Source organism: Halomonas colorata (genome assembly GCF_014897985.1).
Classification (GTDB): Bacteria; Pseudomonadota; Gammaproteobacteria; order Pseudomonadales; family Halomonadaceae; genus Vreelandella; species Vreelandella colorata.
The window spans coordinates 55,484-70,833 of sequence record NZ_JABUZA010000014.1 but is presented as its reverse complement, the minus strand read 5'-3'; the positions used below and the strand labels follow the sequence as shown (position 1 = coordinate 70,833).

The 15,350-nt window shown below is 54.0% G+C and carries 12 protein-coding genes; 5 read left to right on the top strand and 7 right to left on the bottom strand.

The features are described from left to right. Positions 1-34: 34 nt before the first annotated feature. On the top strand, positions 35-1,687 hold the full coding sequence (locus INT33_RS09395; protein WP_193091729.1) for a fatty acid--CoA ligase: 1,653 nt from the start codon (positions 35-37) through the stop codon (positions 1,685-1,687). On the opposite strand, the gene INT33_RS09390 is transcribed toward INT33_RS09395, so the two are convergent. Further along, the gene (locus INT33_RS09390) at positions 1,688-2,704 is read right to left on the bottom strand and encodes an AraC family transcriptional regulator (RefSeq protein ID WP_319643923.1); all 1,017 of its coding nucleotides are present in this window, start codon (positions 2,702-2,704) and stop codon (positions 1,688-1,690) included. It abuts the gene before it with no gap. A gap of 126 nt (positions 2,705-2,830) precedes the next feature. On the opposite strand from INT33_RS09390, the gene INT33_RS09385 reads away from it, so the two are divergent. After that, entirely contained in the window at positions 2,831-4,750 is a 1,920-nt protein-coding gene (locus INT33_RS09385; RefSeq protein ID WP_193091728.1) for an ATP-binding cassette domain-containing protein, read from the top strand. A gap of 69 nt (positions 4,751-4,819) precedes the next feature. On the opposite strand, the gene INT33_RS09380 is transcribed toward INT33_RS09385, so the two are convergent. Continuing rightward, positions 4,820-5,272, bottom strand: a complete 453-nt coding sequence (locus INT33_RS09380; RefSeq protein WP_192537660.1) for a universal stress protein — start codon at positions 5,270-5,272, stop codon at positions 4,820-4,822. 147 nt (positions 5,273-5,419) lie between these two features. Between INT33_RS09380 and INT33_RS09375 the strand changes: the two genes are divergently transcribed. Then, complete coding sequence (locus INT33_RS09375) at positions 5,420-5,965, top strand: preprotein translocase subunit YajC (RefSeq protein WP_193091727.1); 546 nt, start codon at positions 5,420-5,422, stop codon at positions 5,963-5,965. Here the strand turns inward: INT33_RS09375 and slyA are convergent, their stop codons facing one another. Next, positions 5,966-6,454 carry a transcriptional regulator SlyA gene (gene slyA, locus INT33_RS09370; RefSeq protein WP_192537658.1) on the bottom strand — a complete coding sequence of 163 codons (489 nt, stop codon included), beginning with the start codon at positions 6,452-6,454 and terminating at the stop codon, positions 5,966-5,968. Between the two features lie 73 nt (positions 6,455-6,527). Continuing rightward, positions 6,528-7,682: a DUF5924 family protein gene (locus tag INT33_RS09365; protein WP_192537657.1), complete on the bottom strand. Its 1,155-nt coding sequence runs from the start codon at positions 7,680-7,682 to the stop codon at positions 6,528-6,530. Between the two features lie 287 nt (positions 7,683-7,969). Between INT33_RS09365 and fadB the strand changes: the two genes are divergently transcribed. Together fadB and fadA are read left to right on the top strand one after the other, a co-directional pair. Next, complete coding sequence (gene fadB / locus INT33_RS09360; protein WP_193091726.1) at positions 7,970-10,147, top strand: fatty acid oxidation complex subunit alpha FadB; 2,178 nt, start codon at positions 7,970-7,972, stop codon at positions 10,145-10,147. A 24-nt stretch (positions 10,148-10,171) separates the two neighbouring features. Next, the gene (fadA, locus tag INT33_RS09355; protein WP_018917509.1) at positions 10,172-11,350 is read left to right on the top strand and encodes an acetyl-CoA C-acyltransferase FadA; all 1,179 of its coding nucleotides are present in this window, start codon (positions 10,172-10,174) and stop codon (positions 11,348-11,350) included. 89 nt (positions 11,351-11,439) lie between these two features. Here the strand turns inward: fadA and INT33_RS09350 are convergent, their stop codons facing one another. The 3 genes from INT33_RS09350 to INT33_RS09340 all read right to left on the bottom strand — a co-directional run bounded on the left by INT33_RS09350 (position 11,440) and on the right by INT33_RS09340 (position 15,159). Beyond that, positions 11,440-11,910: a flavodoxin family protein gene (locus INT33_RS09350; RefSeq protein ID WP_193091725.1), complete on the bottom strand. Its 471-nt coding sequence runs from the start codon at positions 11,908-11,910 to the stop codon at positions 11,440-11,442. Between the two features lie 142 nt (positions 11,911-12,052). Then, positions 12,053-13,393 carry an HlyD family type I secretion periplasmic adaptor subunit gene (locus INT33_RS09345; protein ID WP_193091724.1) on the bottom strand — a complete coding sequence of 447 codons (1,341 nt, stop codon included), beginning with the start codon at positions 13,391-13,393 and terminating at the stop codon, positions 12,053-12,055. Continuing rightward, positions 13,390-15,159 (bottom strand): type I secretion system permease/ATPase, encoded by a 1,770-nt coding sequence (locus INT33_RS09340; RefSeq protein WP_193091723.1) that lies wholly within the window; start codon positions 15,157-15,159, stop codon positions 13,390-13,392. The genes INT33_RS09345 and INT33_RS09340 overlap by 4 nt, the downstream gene beginning before the upstream one ends. Between the last annotated feature and the right edge of the window lie 191 nt (positions 15,160-15,350).

The window sequence follows — 15,350 nt, the reverse complement described above, 5'->3', positions numbered from 1 at the left end:
TACCCAGACAATAATAAAATCTAAGGAGCTTTTTATGCCGACGGTAACACCAAAAATCCTACCAGCTGCGCCTAGCGCGACGAACCCGCCGCTAATGATTGGCGACTTGCTTGATTCAGGGCTCCGTATGGCGGGCAATAACCAGATTGTTTATCGTGACCAGCGTCGGCATAGCTATCAAATCTTTCGTGAGCGGGTGCATCAGCTTGCCCATGTATTGTCCGCTCAAGGCGTTAAAGCCGGGGACGTAGTGGCCGTGTTGGACTGGGATAGCCACCGCTATTTAGAGTGTTTTTTCGCGATTCCCATGATTGGCGCTGTACTGCATACCGTCAATGTCCGGCTCGCCCCCGAGCAGATTCTTTATGCCATGGAGCATGCGGAAGACGTTTTTGTATTAGTGCACGAAGACTTTGTACCGCTTTTGGAGCCCCTGGCTGAAAAGCTGCCCCGTGTACGTGGCTATCTACTATGCCAAGAGACTTTAAGCCCCGTTAGCACATCGCTGCCTCTAGCGGGGGAGTATGAGAGCCTGCTAAGCGAGCAGCCTCACGATTATGAATTTCCCACCTTTGATGAAAATGCAGTCGCAACGCTGTTTTACACTACCGGCACAACGGGTAACCCTAAAGGGGTCTTTTTTACTCATCGGCAGTTAGTGTTACATACCCTGGGTGAGGCAAGTACATTTCAGGTGCCGGGTTTCGCGCTACTCAACCGCGACAAGGTGTATATGCCGATCACCCCGATGTTTCATGTTCATGCCTGGGGTGTGCCTTATACCGCCACGTTGCTTGGGGCCACGCAGGTCTACCCAGGACGTTACGAACCTGAAATGCTCGTGGCGTTACTGGTCAATGAGAAGGTCGATTTTTCCCATTGCGTGCCCACGTTGTTGAATATGGTGGTGAGTTCCGAAGCCGTCGCCTCAAAGCGCGTTGATCTCTCGGGTTGGAAAGTACTGGTTGGCGGCAGCGCGTTGACACAATCACTGGCACGGCGTGCCTGGGAGTTGGGAATCGATACGCGCAGTGCTTACGGTATGTCGGAGACCTGCCCACTTTTAACGGCCGACATCTTGCCTTTTCACATTGAGCAGGCGGATTTTGATACCCAGCTTCCATGGCGGTGTAAAGCAGGGCTGCCGATACCACTGGTAAAACTGCAGGTGGTTGATCCAGACGGCCAACCGCTACCTCATGATGGTAAAAGCGTTGGTGAAGTGCGGGTGCAGGCGCCTTGGTTAACTCAGGCTTATTACAAAGAAGAGACGCGTAGTAAAGATCTATGGCGCGATGGTTGGTTGCATACGGGGGACGTCGCAACACTGGATGAAAGCGGCTTTTTGTCGATTAGCGACCGTATTAAAGATGTGATTAAGACGGGTGGAGAGTGGCTTTCATCGCTGGAAATTGAGAGCTTCATTAGCCAATGCCCTGGCGTAGCCGAAGTCGCGGTTATTGGGGTGGCGGATGAAAAATGGGGAGAGCGGCCTGCTGGACTTGTGGTTCCTAGCGATCTTAACAACCCACCGACCACACAAGACGTAACAGAATTTTTGGAACAGTTTGTAGCACAGGGGAAGCTTAATCGCTGGGCAATTCCCACAATGATCCGGTTTGTCGACGAGATTCCTAAAACGAGCGTCGGTAAGCTGGATAAAAAGCGTATACGTTACGAATTATAATTAATTAACTGCCAGCCCCGTCGTTCGTGCTTTGCGGTACGCGGCGGGTGAATTGCCGGTCCAGGTTTTAAACGCCCGGCTAAAGCAGGCCAAGTCTTCAAACCCTAGCGCTTCAGCGATAGCTATCAAAGGTTTTTCACTTCGCGTCAGTGCCTGCACGGCATAGTCACGTCGGTACTCATCTTTTACTGCCTGAAAGTGAGTACCTTCCTGCTGAAGGTGGCGCGATAAGGTACGCACTGACATATGTAGAGCACGAGCAACGTGTTGCACGCTGCCTGAGGTTGCTAAATGACGGGCAAGATGTTCGCGTACCCGGTGGCTAAGCAGCCGATCTTCAAACGATACATAAAACCAATCCGCTGGCGCATGCCGTAAAAAAGCGCCTAGCTGCTGTTTGGTTCGTCGAATCGGATGATCCAGAAGCGTTGAATCTATAGACATCGCCGTTTGGGGCTGGTCGAAACGTACGATACCCGGATAAAAATAAAGATAGTCTGCACTATGAATGGGCTGCGCGTAGGCGCATTCCATCAAGATTGGCGGGATTTTACTGGCGATTAACCACGATGCAATGCCATGAAACAACTTAAGCATTAATTCATGAATTAAAATACGACTGCCCTTTAACGGCGCATGCTCTTTTAGTGCCATGCGCGCCAGGCCATTAGCAACTGAAAACTGATAGCTAAAGTCATCAAGTAAAATATGGAAGAACTGCGTATAGCGGTGCAGCGCCACCTGTAAGTTTGGTGCATCCAGCATGCTTAAGCAGAGCAGTTTAAGCGTGCCGCCACGAAGCGGACGAGCAAAGAAACACGGCGTTTCATCGTCTAGGTCAAACACCAGAAGACGATAGAGTTCGGCAAACTGCTCAACGGTGACTCGACCATGAGGGGCATCAATTAAAAAAGGCGAAATGCCAGCTTTTGCCAAATAATGAGCACGTGGCTTTGTTGTGGCAGGTAGGCCACAAAAGAGCTGGTTAACAAAATGCATCGAGACGGTAACGGTCACTACGTGTTCGCCTCCCTGTTCTTTATCTCAAACGTTAGCACGATGATGCATTTGGCTCTATAAGGACCACGCGCGTAATGAGTGCATGCGTTACACTGTGCGCCTCACGACGAAGGAGGATACTGCGTGACCTTGTTACGACTTGAACAGCTGCAACTTGCCTACGGCACCCAAGTACTATTGAACCGCGCCGATCTTACGGTAGAAAAAGGCGAGCGGCTGGCGCTGGTCGGGCGCAACGGCACCGGTAAATCTACGCTTTTAAAGTTGGTCGCTGGTGATATTCAGGCGGACGACGGTTCGATCTGGCGGGCGCCGGGCCTGAAAATAGGCGTACTGGCTCAGGAGCTGCCTGAGTCTTCGGGCATGACCATTTTCGATATGGTGGCCCAGGGGTTGCCGGAAGCAGGCGAGCTGCTCTCTGAGTACGACCATCTGATCAATGATCCCGACCCTGACATGGATCGCATGGCGACGCTGCAAACGCGCCTGGAAGCCATCGATGGCTGGTCGTTTCATCAACGTATCGACACGGTGCTTACCCGCCTGGGCCTGCCGCCCGCTGCTGAAATGAGTTCGCTCTCCGGTGGCTGGCGTCGGCGCGTGGCGCTGGCTCGTGCATTGGTTTCTGAGCCGGACCTGTTACTGCTCGACGAGCCGACCAACCACCTGGATCTGGACACGATTGCCTGGCTTGAAGAGCAGCTCTTGGCGTTTAACGGTGCGGTGCTGCTGATTACCCACGACCGGGCATTTCTCTCCAAGCTGGCGACCAATATTTTGGAGCTGGATCGCGGTCAGTTGGGGCGCTACCCCGGTAAGTACGAAGAGTACCAGGCCCGTAAGCAGCATGAGCTTGAGGTGGAAGCGCGGGAGAACGCTGAATTTGATAAAAAGCTGGCGCAGGAAGAGGCCTGGATACGTCAAGGCGTCAAGGCGCGGCGTACCCGTAATGAGGGCCGCGTTCGCGCACTTGAAGCTATGCGCAACGAGCGCAGCCAGCGCCGCGAGCGTCAGGGCACGGCCAACTTGACGGTGGATCGCGGCGAGCGCACCGGCAAGCGGGTTGTTGAGCTTAAAGGCGTTACCCAGCGGTTTGGCGATGATGTGATCCTGAGCAACGTCAACCTTGAAGTAATGCGGGGCGATCGTATTGGCTTTCTGGGACGCAACGGGGCGGGCAAGACAACGCTACTCAAAATTCTGCTTGGCGAACTTGAGCCAACCGAAGGTAGCGCACAGCTGGGTACCAACCTTAAAGTGGCCTATTTCGACCAGCTACGTGCCGGGCTTGAACTGGAAAAAACCGTTTATGATAACGTGGCCCAGGGCAGTGACCGGGTGAGCGTTGGCGGTAAAGACCGCCATGTGATGAGCTACCTGCAGGACTTCCTATTTACCCCTGAGCGTGTGCGTCAGCCGGTCAAAGCGCTCTCGGGCGGTGAATCCAATCGCCTGCTGTTGGCCAAGCTGTTTACCCAGCCGGCCAATGTGTTAGTACTCGATGAGCCGACCAACGACCTGGATATGGAAACCCTGGAGCTGCTTGAAGAGCTGCTGCTTGATTTTGACGGCACGCTGCTGCTGGTGTCTCACGACCGAACCTTCATGGACAACGTCGTGACCAGCATGCTGGCCTTTGAAGGCGAAGGTAAGGTGCGGGAATACGTCGGCGGCTATACCGACTGGATTCGTCAGGGTGGAACGCTTCCCCCTGCACCCTGGGAGGGGGCGGCCCGTCAGAAAACGGAACCTACCTCATCGGCGCCAGCTAAGAAAGTTGAGGCGTCTGCGGCCGTACCGGTCAAGAAGGCGGTTAAGCTGTCTTATAAGCTGCAGCGTGAGCTGGATGCGCTGCCCGCAGAGATTGAGCGTTTAGAAAGTGAGGTTGAAACCCTGGAACAGGAGATTGGTGATCCGGCTTTTTATCAACAGGATGCCAGTACGGTAACCGCAAGACTTCAAGCGCTTGAGGCTGTTCAGCAATCGCTGGAAACCGCAATGGAGCGCTGGATGGAACTTGAGGCAATGGTTGCGGGTGATTAAAAAAGAAGGCGCCGCAAGGCGCCTTCTTTTATGTTCCTGGTGAGACGTTTTTCGGCGTTAGCTCACGCCTTACTCGACGCTTTTTTCACCTTTGTTGCCAACCCGTACGGCAAGCACGTCGCATTGGGCGCCGTGTAACACTCCGGTCGAAGTAGACCCCAGCAGTAAGGCAAAGCCATGCCTGCCATGGGAACCTACCACGATTAAGTCGACATCATGGTCAGCGGCAAAACGGTGAATTTCAGTATCCGGCATGCCTACCACAACGTGCTGGTCGGCGGGTGCTATATGCGGGGTAGCAATTTCAGCCAGGCGCGTTTTGGCATGTTCATCCAGCTGGTCTTGTATGCTGGTAAGATCCATCGGAATATCGCCACCATAGGCAAAACCGAGGGGCTCTAGGGTATGCATGATGGAAATTTTGGCGCCGTTATTGCGTTCAGCAATCACCACAGCACGTTCCAGAACTTTGTGAGAGTCCTTGGTTAAATCGACGGCAACCAGAATATGGTGGTAGCTCATGACACTTCTCCTCAGCAGTGAGTAACAAAGAAATCGCTTTGTTTAATAATTATTACTTTAGGTGGCGTACCTTGTCTTCACAACGACCTGCGTCATGGTTTTTTTAAGTAGCTAAGTTAGTGTGGCTTAAGTGAGGTTAAAGTAGCAATGGAATGGTTAATAATTATCTTTGTTTTGATCTTCGTCTCAGCGCCGGTCATGTGGCTAAAGCCTAGTCCGCGCCAAAAACGCCAAGGGGTATTGCGCAACTGTGCCGCTGAGTATGGCATTAGCGTTAAGCTTGAAAAACCACCGCTGCATCATTTTAAAGGCCTGATGCCAGCCTACCGGTGGTATTACCCGCAAGCAGCCCCAGGCCCTGATTTTTTACTGGTGCGTGACAGTAATGCAAGCAGTGCGCTGGAGCGTTACTGTGCCGGCTGGCGTTGGCGCATCGCACCGCTGCGACCCTTGCCGCAAGCGGCAGAGCAAATCTTGAAGGAGCTGCTTGAGCGTTTGCCTCAGGATGCACTGGTCGTGGAGTCTAGCTCAACTGGGTTGGCGCTATGGTGGTGGGAATCACAGACAGCGGAGCGTTTGAGGGTCTACGCAGCTGCATTCGATCAACTGCGTAGTGAGCTTGGAGGGTTAGCGGACGATCCGATCCAAAAAGGGTTTGATGCACCCAATCGTGATGCCTCCCCCGTTCCTTGATTAAGCGGGTGTTGAGGAGGCCGTTGAAGAAGTCTGCGTCTCAGGCGGTGTTTCCTGGTCGCGGGCTTGGATGGCAAGCCCGTTAGACTCAATGACGGTCAGCCACTTATCCAACTGCTCAATATTTTCATCACTCAAGCCTGCTAGCATCTCAGTGCGTGCTTCTTTGGCAACGCTATCAATCTGCTCAAGAAGCGGCATGGCATCTGGGGTAAGGAAAATGCGCTTGCTGCGGCGGTCGCTGTCACAGGCGCGTCGCTCAACCAAGCCTTGTTCCTCAAGCTGGCCAAGCGTACGCACTAGCGAAGGCGCTTCTACGCCAATCACACGAGCCAGGTCACACTGTGGATGGCCTTCACCCAAACGCCAGATATGATATAGCGTGACCCAGCGCGTTTGGGTTAGCCCCAGCGGGGCCAGCCTGCGATCCAAAATCGAACGCCACAAATGCGGCAGGCGTGCAAGACGAAAACCAATCGATGAAGCCATGGGCAACTCGCTACTAAAAAGTGAGAGGATGAATTGTCATAAGCAATGGCTCTGATTGCAAGCATAGGTCAAATTAGTCATCCATTGATACCTCGGAATTATCCCGTCCGCCGGGCACAAACCGGCGTAGATTAAGCCCGCTTAAACCGCTAGGGCGAATAGTACTATCCGCTATGGAGGCTTTCTGCGGGTCTTCCGATACCGTAAAGCGGATAAGCCCTAAGCGCTGGCCGCTATCGGTCATGATATCCACTCGCCAGTCACCGGTGGGGTCTTCCGGGAAATTAAGCTTATGACTCCACGCTCGATAGCCTTGCTCGCGGCCACCATTAATATCCAGCGTGACGATATCCAAGGGTTCACCATTGTGCCGCCAGGCATGGTAGATCGTTTCGCTCAAGCCTCGCGGGGCACGAATCGCGGTATAGACATACAGGCCGTTTTCACGAATAGCCTGTGGAGTAAGCGCGATCGAGCCCTGAGGCGTGCGCTGTTGAATATTGAGCGCAGGAGAAAGCGCGCTACCGGTCATCCAGAGGCTTGCGGGCGGCACCCAGATGCGACCTAGCCAGGCAGCATAAGCAAGCACTAGCGTTAATCCTAAAAAAGCACACCAGCGCTTTAACGAGTGGCGTTTAAGTAAATGCCAAAAGCTGGGCAGCGCAACCAGCACCATCAGTGACATCGCCAGCAATAGGCTTTGGCCAGTGGTGAGGTGCAACATGATCGGTAGCGTCACCAGCACCACTAAAAAGACGCAAAGCGCATGAAAAACAAAATACAGGCTGCGCCACCGGCCAGCGACTTTGTAATACAGTGGGTCAATAATCGAGAGCAGCGCCATTACCACCACAAATAAAGCAAACAGGGTTTGTCCGCTGTTCCATACCGTGGTAATTAAAATAAACGGCAGCGTGAAAAACAGCGTTTCCTGGTGAATCATCTGGGCAATAAAGGTGGTGGCACCCCTGGGCAGGGTAGGGTGCCCGCGCCGTGCTAACCAACGGCCAATCAAGCTTTCGGAAAGTAACAGCACCCAGGTAAACAGCAGGCCAAGCGCCAAGGCCGCGCCTAGCCACTGCTGGCGGTCAACCAGAAAAAAACTACCCAGCCCCGCGGCGAACGCCATCGGTGGCCAAAGCCAGCTCCAGGGTTTTAGCCGCTCGATCAAACGCTCAACAAATTGTTGAATAGCTTTGACACGCGAAGGTGTTAGCAGTGCGCCCATAAACGTATAACTCTAAAATAAAACGACTATGATCCTTGGGTTTTCGACAAAAGTCGACGCTCGGTATGCAATAGCCTGAAAGTGTCCTCAATAGCGAACGATAAACGCTCAAGAAGGGTCGCAATAAGGCTGGGATTAGCCAAAAGTCAGGGCTTGACGTTGGTCGATTACTCAACCAAGCTAATGCTATCAAACGACCGTATGAAATGTTCGGCGAACCTGCTGAGAACTTGCTGGCTGAGAACTTGCTGACAGGGGCGCCAGTTCAACTTGTGGAGAGAGCACGGATGATCTATCAAGGCAACGCCATCACGGTGGAGCGTCGTGACACCCTGGGTGGCCATCATATCGCACGGCTCATTTTTGATTTAAAAGATGAGTCCGTAAACAAGCTTTCCAGCGCTGTTGTTACCGAACTGGGAGAGGCCGTTAGCGCTCTTCAGGTGGAAAACGACTTGCAGGGCCTGATGATTGGTAGTGGCAAAGACGCGTTCATCGTCGGGGCGGATATCACCGAGTTTCACAGCCTGTTTACCAAGGGTGAAGCGTACCTTGAGGAGATGAATCTCAAGGTACACGATATTTTTAATGCGATTGAAGATCTTCCTTTCCCAACCGTTGCTGCCATCAATGGCCTTGCCCTCGGCGGCGGTTGCGAAGTGTTGCTCACTACCGATTTTCGCGTAATGAGCGAAAAAGCCAAGATTGGCCTGCCCGAAACCAAACTGGGCATTCTCCCGGGGTGGGGCGGATGTGTGCGCTTACCGCGGTTGATCGGCGCTGACAATGCGGTTGAGTGGATTGCCGGTGGTACTGAGAATCGCGCCGATGCGGCTTTGAAAGTAGGCGCTGTGGACGCAGTGGTTAGCGCCGAACAGCTAGACGAGGCGGCGCTGGATATTCTCGACCGCGCCAATAACGGTGAGCTTGATTATCAGGCGCGCCGCGCAGAGAAAAAAGGCCCGCTTAAGCTCAACGCCATTGAGCAGATGATGGCGTTTGAAACCGCCAAAGGGTATGTCGCCGGCAAAGCCGGTCCACATTATCCCGCGCCGATCGAGGCTATCAAGGTTATTCAAAAAGGGGCTGGTGAAGAGCGCGAGCGCGCCCAGGCTATCGAAGCAATAGCTTTTGCCAAGCTGGCCATGAGCAGCGTGGCATTTAATCTGGTCGGTCTGTTCATGAACGATCAGGTGGTGAAAAAGAAAGCCGGCAAGTATGAAAAACAGGCCCAGCCGGTTAAGCAAACGGCGGTACTGGGGGCGGGTATCATGGGTGGCGGTATCGCCTACCAAAGCGCTTCCAAAGGTACCCCCATCCTGATGAAAGACATCAAGGATGAGGCCATTGAGCTGGGCTTGAAAGAAGCTCGCAAGCTTTTTGGCAAACAAGTCGAGCGTAAAAAGCTCACCAATGAGCAAATGGCCGAAAAGCTGACCAACATCCGCCCCACGCTTTCCTACGGCGATTTCGGTAATGTCGATTTGGTCGTCGAAGCTGTGGTGGAAAATCCCAAGGTTAAAGACGCGGTGTTGACCGAAGTTGAAGGTATGGTAAGTGAAGATACTATCCTTGCCTCCAATACCTCGACGATTTCGATCAACCGCTTGGCCCAGAACCTTAAGCGTCCGGAAAACTTCTGCGGCATGCACTTTTTCAACCCCGTGCACCGTATGCCGTTAGTCGAAGTTATTCGCGGTGAGAAAACCTCTGACGCTGCAGTTGCTGCTACGGTTGCCTACGCCCGCGCGATGGGTAAAACGCCAATTGTGGTTAACGACTGCCCAGGCTTCCTAGTTAACCGCGTGCTGTTCCCCTATTTTGGCGGTTTCAGCTTCCTGGTAGAGCAGGGCGCCGACTTTCAGCGTGTTGATAAAGTCATGGAAAAATTTGGCTGGCCAATGGGTCCTGCTTACCTGCTGGATGTGGTGGGTATGGACACGGCGGTTCACGCCAATGAAGTGATGGCAGAAGGCTTCCCGGACCGTATGGCGCGTGAAGGCAAAACTGCGATTCAGGTGATGTATGAAAACGAGCGCCTGGGCCAGAAAAATGCCAAGGGCTTCTACGCCTACGAAGAGGATAAAAAGGGCAAGCCCAAGAAAGTGACTGACGAACAGGCTTACGCGCTAATCAAAGAGGTCGTTAAAGAGCAGAAAGAGTTCTCCGACGAGGACATCATAGCGCGCATGATGGTACCGCTCTGCATGGAAACGGCGCGTTGTCTTGAAGACGGCATCGTTGATACGCCTGCCGAAGCGGATATGGCGTTGATTTACGGTATTGGGTTCCCTCCCTTCCGCGGTGGTGCGCTGCGTTACATTGATGCCATGGGCGTTGCTGAATTCGTCAAGCTGGCTGAAGGATTGGCTGAAGAACTCGGCCCGCTTTACGCGCCGACGGACAAGCTACGTCAGATGGCGCAAAACAACGAGCAGTTTTACGCCGCCCCCGGTCAGGCCTAAGTCACCGCGCACAGGAGAAATAAGATGAGTTTGAATCCCAGAGATATCGTGGTGGTCGACGGTGTACGTACCGCCATGGCAAAAGCCAAGCATGGCGCGTTTCGTAACGTTCGTGCGGAAAACCTGTCCGCTGCGGTCATGCAGGCATTGTTTACGCGTAACCCCAACCTGGATCCTTCGGAAGTGGATGATGTGATTTGGGGCTGCGTTAACCAGACCCTTGAGCAGGCCATGAATATCGCCCGTAATGCGGCGATCATGACCGGCATCCCACGCTCGGTACCGGCGCAGACGGTTAACCGCCTGTGCGGTTCTTCGATGACCGCACTGCATATTGCGGCGGCGAATATCAAAGCGGGTATGGGTGATTTTTATATCATCGGCGGCGTTGAGCATATGGAGCACGTGCCCATGGCTCACGGTGTCGATGTGAACCCGGCGATCAGCAAATACGCTGCCAAAGCCTCCATGATGATGGGTCTGACCGCTGAGCTACTGGGTAAGATGCACGGCATTACACGGGAGGATCAGGACAAGTTTGGCGTGCGTTCGCACCAGCGTGCTCAGGCGGCAATGGAAAAAGGCTACTTCGATAACGAAATCATTGGTGTTGAAGGCCACGATCAGCGTGGTTTTAAAGTGCTGTTCAAGAATGACGAAGTGATCCGCTCCGATGCAAGCCTTGAATCCATGGCGCAGCTTAAGCCGGTGTTTGATCCGCGTAGCGGTACCGTGTCGGCGGGTACGTCGTCAGCGCTTTCAGTGGGCGCTTCGGCCATGGCTATCATGAGCTACGAGCGCGCCCAGGCGTTGGGCCTGGAGCCTATCGCCAAAGTGCTCTCCACCGGTGTGGCAGGGTGTGATGCATCAATTATGGGCTATGGGCCGGTGCCGGCCTCTAAAAAGGCGTTGAAGGCCGCTGGCCTTTCGTCGGATGATATCCAAACTGTCGAACTTAACGAAGCTTTTGCAGCGCAAAGTCTGCCGGTCTTAAAAGATCTGGGCTTCCTGGATGCTATGGATGAAAAGGTCAACCTGCATGGCGGCGCGATCGCACTGGGTCACCCGCTGGGCTGCTCAGGTTCACGTATCAGCACCACGCTATTGAACGTCATGCAGCAGCGCGATACCACGCTGGGCTTAGCGACCATGTGTATCGGCATGGGGCAGGGTGTGGCAACCGTATTTGAACGTTTGAAGTAAGCGAGCGCTTGAAGTAAAAAACGGCTTGAATAGACAGACGGCGCCCTAGGGCGCCGTTTTTGCGAATAAGTCACTCAGGAATAAGGCACTCAGATAATACCTGCTTCCAGGCTGGCCGCCATTGCCAGTCCTAGTTCCTCGCATTGGTCAATGAATCCTGCTTGAAAGTCTCCCCGGCAAATAAGCGGGTCTTGCACCAGTCTCCAGCGCAATCCTTTGGTAATGCTTTCAATGGCCCGCTGGGTGCCGGTGCCATCATGACCAGCCCGAACGTAAAACGCGAACGGCAAGCCCTCGGTTTTATCCAGGCACGGGTAGTAGCATCGATCAAACACATCTTTCATCAAGCCCGCCATATAGCCTAGGTTTTCGGTCGTGCCCAGGATAATGGCGCTAGCGGCATTGATGTCGTCGGGCTGTGTTTCAAGCGGGGTAAGAGAGCGTACTTGCACGTTTTCTACGTCGTGATTGGATGCGCCATTAATCACGGCCTCCAACATCTTCTGGGTGTTCTCAGAGGGCGCGTGAGCAATGATCAGCAGTTTCTTGCTTTCAGCCATAGTGGTCTCTACGCAGCGGATAATATGATAGACCGTATCGCAAACGGTAGAGAACAGCCACTGCCGAAAAAGCCAGCCAGTTTGTAAGAAAGCGCGAGGCGGAAGTGCGCTTCTAGATATGCCGCCTCGGCTGGGTTATCGCTTAATCTTCACGAATGGCGCGGGCCAGCATGTCGGTCAGGGGTTTTGCAATGTAGCTGGAAAAGCTTCTTTCCCCCGTCCGCAGCATCACTTCAGCAGGCATACCGGCGAGTAGCTTCATGGACTCGGTCATATTTTCTTCACCGGCGCTGGTCACGCGCAAGCGGACCTTGTAATAACGTGCCCGGGTAGCCTCATCCTCGAAGCTGTTGGCGCTTACATGGATGACTTCGCCGTCGATGACATTGGATAAACGCTGGTTGAAAGCGCTGAAGCGAATTTCCGCCGGCTGACCTATGTAGAGGTGATCGACATCATGGTCAGCCACTTTGGCCTCAATAATGAAGCCGACATTAGTCGGCACAATATCCAGCAGCGGGTCGCCAGAGCGGATAACGCCTCCCAGCGTATGCACCATTAGGCCTACCACCGTGCCGGAAACCGGCGCCAGTACCTGGGTGCGGTTTACCTTATCCAGAAGCGCACTCAGACGCTCTTCAGCATCGGCGACTTCGCTTTGAGTCTGACGCAGTGCCTCGCCGACTTGCTGCTGAAACTCCTGCCGGCGGACCTGCCTTTGCAGCGCGTTCTCGCTGATTTGAGAATGCAGGCGGGCGACTTCAGATGCATGTTGAGCGTTGAAACTCTGGTACTCCAGGCTCTCACGTTCCAATTCGCGCATTCTCTGGCTGCTGATCATGCCTCTTTGAAACAGTTGGCGATGGCTGGCGGCGTCACCTTCGAGCGAGCTGATGCGCCGCTGGTTGATGTTCTGAGTATTGGTCAAGCCTTCTATCTGCTCGTTCATCTGCACGATCTGCTCGTCTAGCGAGGCCAGGGTGCTAGATAAAGATTCGCGGCGGGAGTCAAATAAACGGCGCTGGACATCCATTACTTCTTGAACCCGCGGGTTGTCGGATGCGGTCAGCTCCTCAGGAAAGTTGAGCGTCTCAGCATCGCTTAGCTCAGCCAGAAGGCGCACTTCGGTCGCCCGGCTAATCAGATAGTTAGAACGGGTGACCTGCAGCTGAGAGCGCGCCTGGGTATCGTCAAGCACCATCAATACATCGCCTGCCTCTACGTGGTCGCCGTCCTCAACCAGGATGCGCTCGACGATGCCGCCTTCCAGGTGCTGCACCGTCTTGGTAAAGCTCTCGACCGAGACAGAGCCTGGCGCAACCACCGAGACGGCCAGGTTGGCGAATACCGACCAGCTGCCAAAACCGCCAACGGCAATAATGAGTATGGCGATACCCAGCCGTCGGTAGCGCCTATCTTCCAGCGGTAACTCATCGTTAGCCGCTTGCGGCATGCTGAAACCTGGGGGATTTTGTATATTCATGACTGGGTGTCCTCGCTGCTATTACGGCCGCGCGCACTGGGTTTCAGGGCGGCCACGCGCTGGGGCTGCACGGGGCGATTTCCATCGGCGGTCATCTTGGTGACGGGCGCCATTCGGGGAGGTGGTTTGAGCGAAGAGATCTGGCCTTCTCTAAGTACCAGTACCTTATCGACGTTATGTAGCAGGCGTGAGCGGTGGGTAATGATCAGTGCCGTGGTGCCCTCCTGGCGTAGGCGGATCAAACAGTTGGCAAGTGAGTGTTCGCCCGCTTCGTCCAGGTTGGCATCCGGTTCATCCAGTACTATCAGCACTGGCTGGCCATAGAGCGCCCTTGCCAGGCCGATGCGCTGGCGCTGACCTGCCGAAAGGGCGTTTCCGCCATGGGATAACCATGTGTCGTACCCGTTGGGTTGCTCCAGAATCATTTCGTGAACACCCGCCCGCTGTGCCGCGAGCACTACCGCCTGGGCATCTACTTCATCGAAGCGGGCAATATTCTCAGAGATGGTGCCGTCGAACAGCTCGATATCTTGGGGCAGATAACCGATGTGAGCGCCTAACGCTGCGCGGTTCCACTGGGTAATATCCGCGCCATCAAGGCGCACACACCCAAACTGACTTGGCCAGATGCCAAGTACCACGCGGGCAAGCGTCGTCTTACCCGATGCGCTTGGGCCAACGACGGCTAAGTGTTCTCCTTTGGCCAGCGTCAGATTGATATCACGCAGCGTCGCCAGTTTCTGCCCAGGAGGCGCTGCGGTCACGCCTTCCAACACGAGGCGCCCTTTAGGCTTGGGAAGCGGCATCCGTGGCTCTTCAGCCGGAATGATATTCAGCAGCTCTTCAAGGCGGGCACGTGCCGTACGCGCACCGGAGTAGCCCTTCCAGCCATTGATCATTTGATCAATAGGTGCCAGCGCGCGCCCCATCAGGATAGACCCCGCAATCATCATGCCGGGGGTTAAGTCGCCGGCCAGTACCAGGTAAGCGCCCAGGCCGAGAATTAACGACTGGAACATTAACCTGAGTACCTTGGAGGTATTGGTTATCAAACCTGCCCGGTCGCTGGCTTTAGATTGTAGCACCAGATATTCGCGATGCCGTGCGCTCCAGCGACCCATGATGCCGGGTAGCATTCCCATGGCATGAAGCACTTCAGCGTTTCTAAGGTTGCTGTTAGCTAAGTCCTGAGCGAGTACGTGCTGGCTGTTGGCGTCGTTTAACAGCGATTTGGTAATCATTTCGTTGATAACGGCCAATGCCGCCAGAATAATCCCGGCGCCTAGGGCGAAAAGGCCGAACCATGGATGAAACATTGCCAGAACGGCGATATAGATAGGCACCCAGGGGGCGTCGAAAAAAGCGAACAGGCCGTTGCCGGAAAGAAATTGGCGCAGCGTTGTAAGGTCATTTAGCGGCTGAGCCGAAGGCTTACCGGGCATCATCAGAGTGCGTTTGAACATCGCGGAATAAAGCCGTTGGCTAATCAGTACATCAAGCCGGTTGCCAACCCGTACTAGGATTCGAGAGCGCATTAATTCCAATCCGCCCATGACCACGAACAGGAACACCACGACCAGAGTCAGCATTAGCAGCGTTTCCTGGCTCCGCGTGGTAATAACCCGATCGTAGACCTGTAGCATATAGAGCGGTGGAACCAGCATCAGTAAGTTAATAAACAAACTGAACAGCCCAACGTAGATAAAGCTGCGCCTGCAGGTATTCAGCACCTTCTTAAGATCTGAGTCGTTATCAAATTTCGACATGGCCTAGCTCCAGGGCATTGTTGTAATTGCTCTTGCGGCCCCGTTTCACGACACGGCAACGTTAATCTTGCGAGTCTATGAGCAGGATTGGCATGAGACGCTAATCGCCTGTTGGCTAACTTTACTAAGAGATTTTTGTGTTTCAGGTTTTAAATAATTTTATTATTGAGTTATTAATCAGCGTATCAGGT

Coding starts and splice junctions, on each gene's coding strand:
- INT33_RS09395 (WP_193091729.1), top strand. CDS start 35: ATGCCGACGGTAACACCAAAAATCCTACCAGCTGCGCCTAGCGCGACG.
- INT33_RS09380 (WP_192537660.1), bottom strand. CDS start 5,272: ATGAGCTACCACCATATTCTGGTTGCCGTCGATTTAACCAAGGACTCT.
- INT33_RS09375 (WP_193091727.1), top strand. CDS start 5,420: ATGGAATGGTTAATAATTATCTTTGTTTTGATCTTCGTCTCAGCGCCG.
- slyA (WP_192537658.1), bottom strand. CDS start 6,454: ATGGCTTCATCGATTGGTTTTCGTCTTGCACGCCTGCCGCATTTGTGG.
- INT33_RS09365 (WP_192537657.1), bottom strand. CDS start 7,682: ATGGGCGCACTGCTAACACCTTCGCGTGTCAAAGCTATTCAACAATTT.
- fadB (WP_193091726.1), top strand. CDS start 7,970: ATGATCTATCAAGGCAACGCCATCACGGTGGAGCGTCGTGACACCCTG.
- fadA (WP_018917509.1), top strand. CDS start 10,172: ATGAGTTTGAATCCCAGAGATATCGTGGTGGTCGACGGTGTACGTACC.
- INT33_RS09350 (WP_193091725.1), bottom strand. CDS start 11,910: ATGGCTGAAAGCAAGAAACTGCTGATCATTGCTCACGCGCCCTCTGAG.
- INT33_RS09345 (WP_193091724.1), bottom strand. CDS start 13,393: ATGAATATACAAAATCCCCCAGGTTTCAGCATGCCGCAAGCGGCTAAC.
- INT33_RS09340 (WP_193091723.1), bottom strand. CDS start 15,159: ATGTCGAAATTTGATAACGACTCAGATCTTAAGAAGGTGCTGAATACC.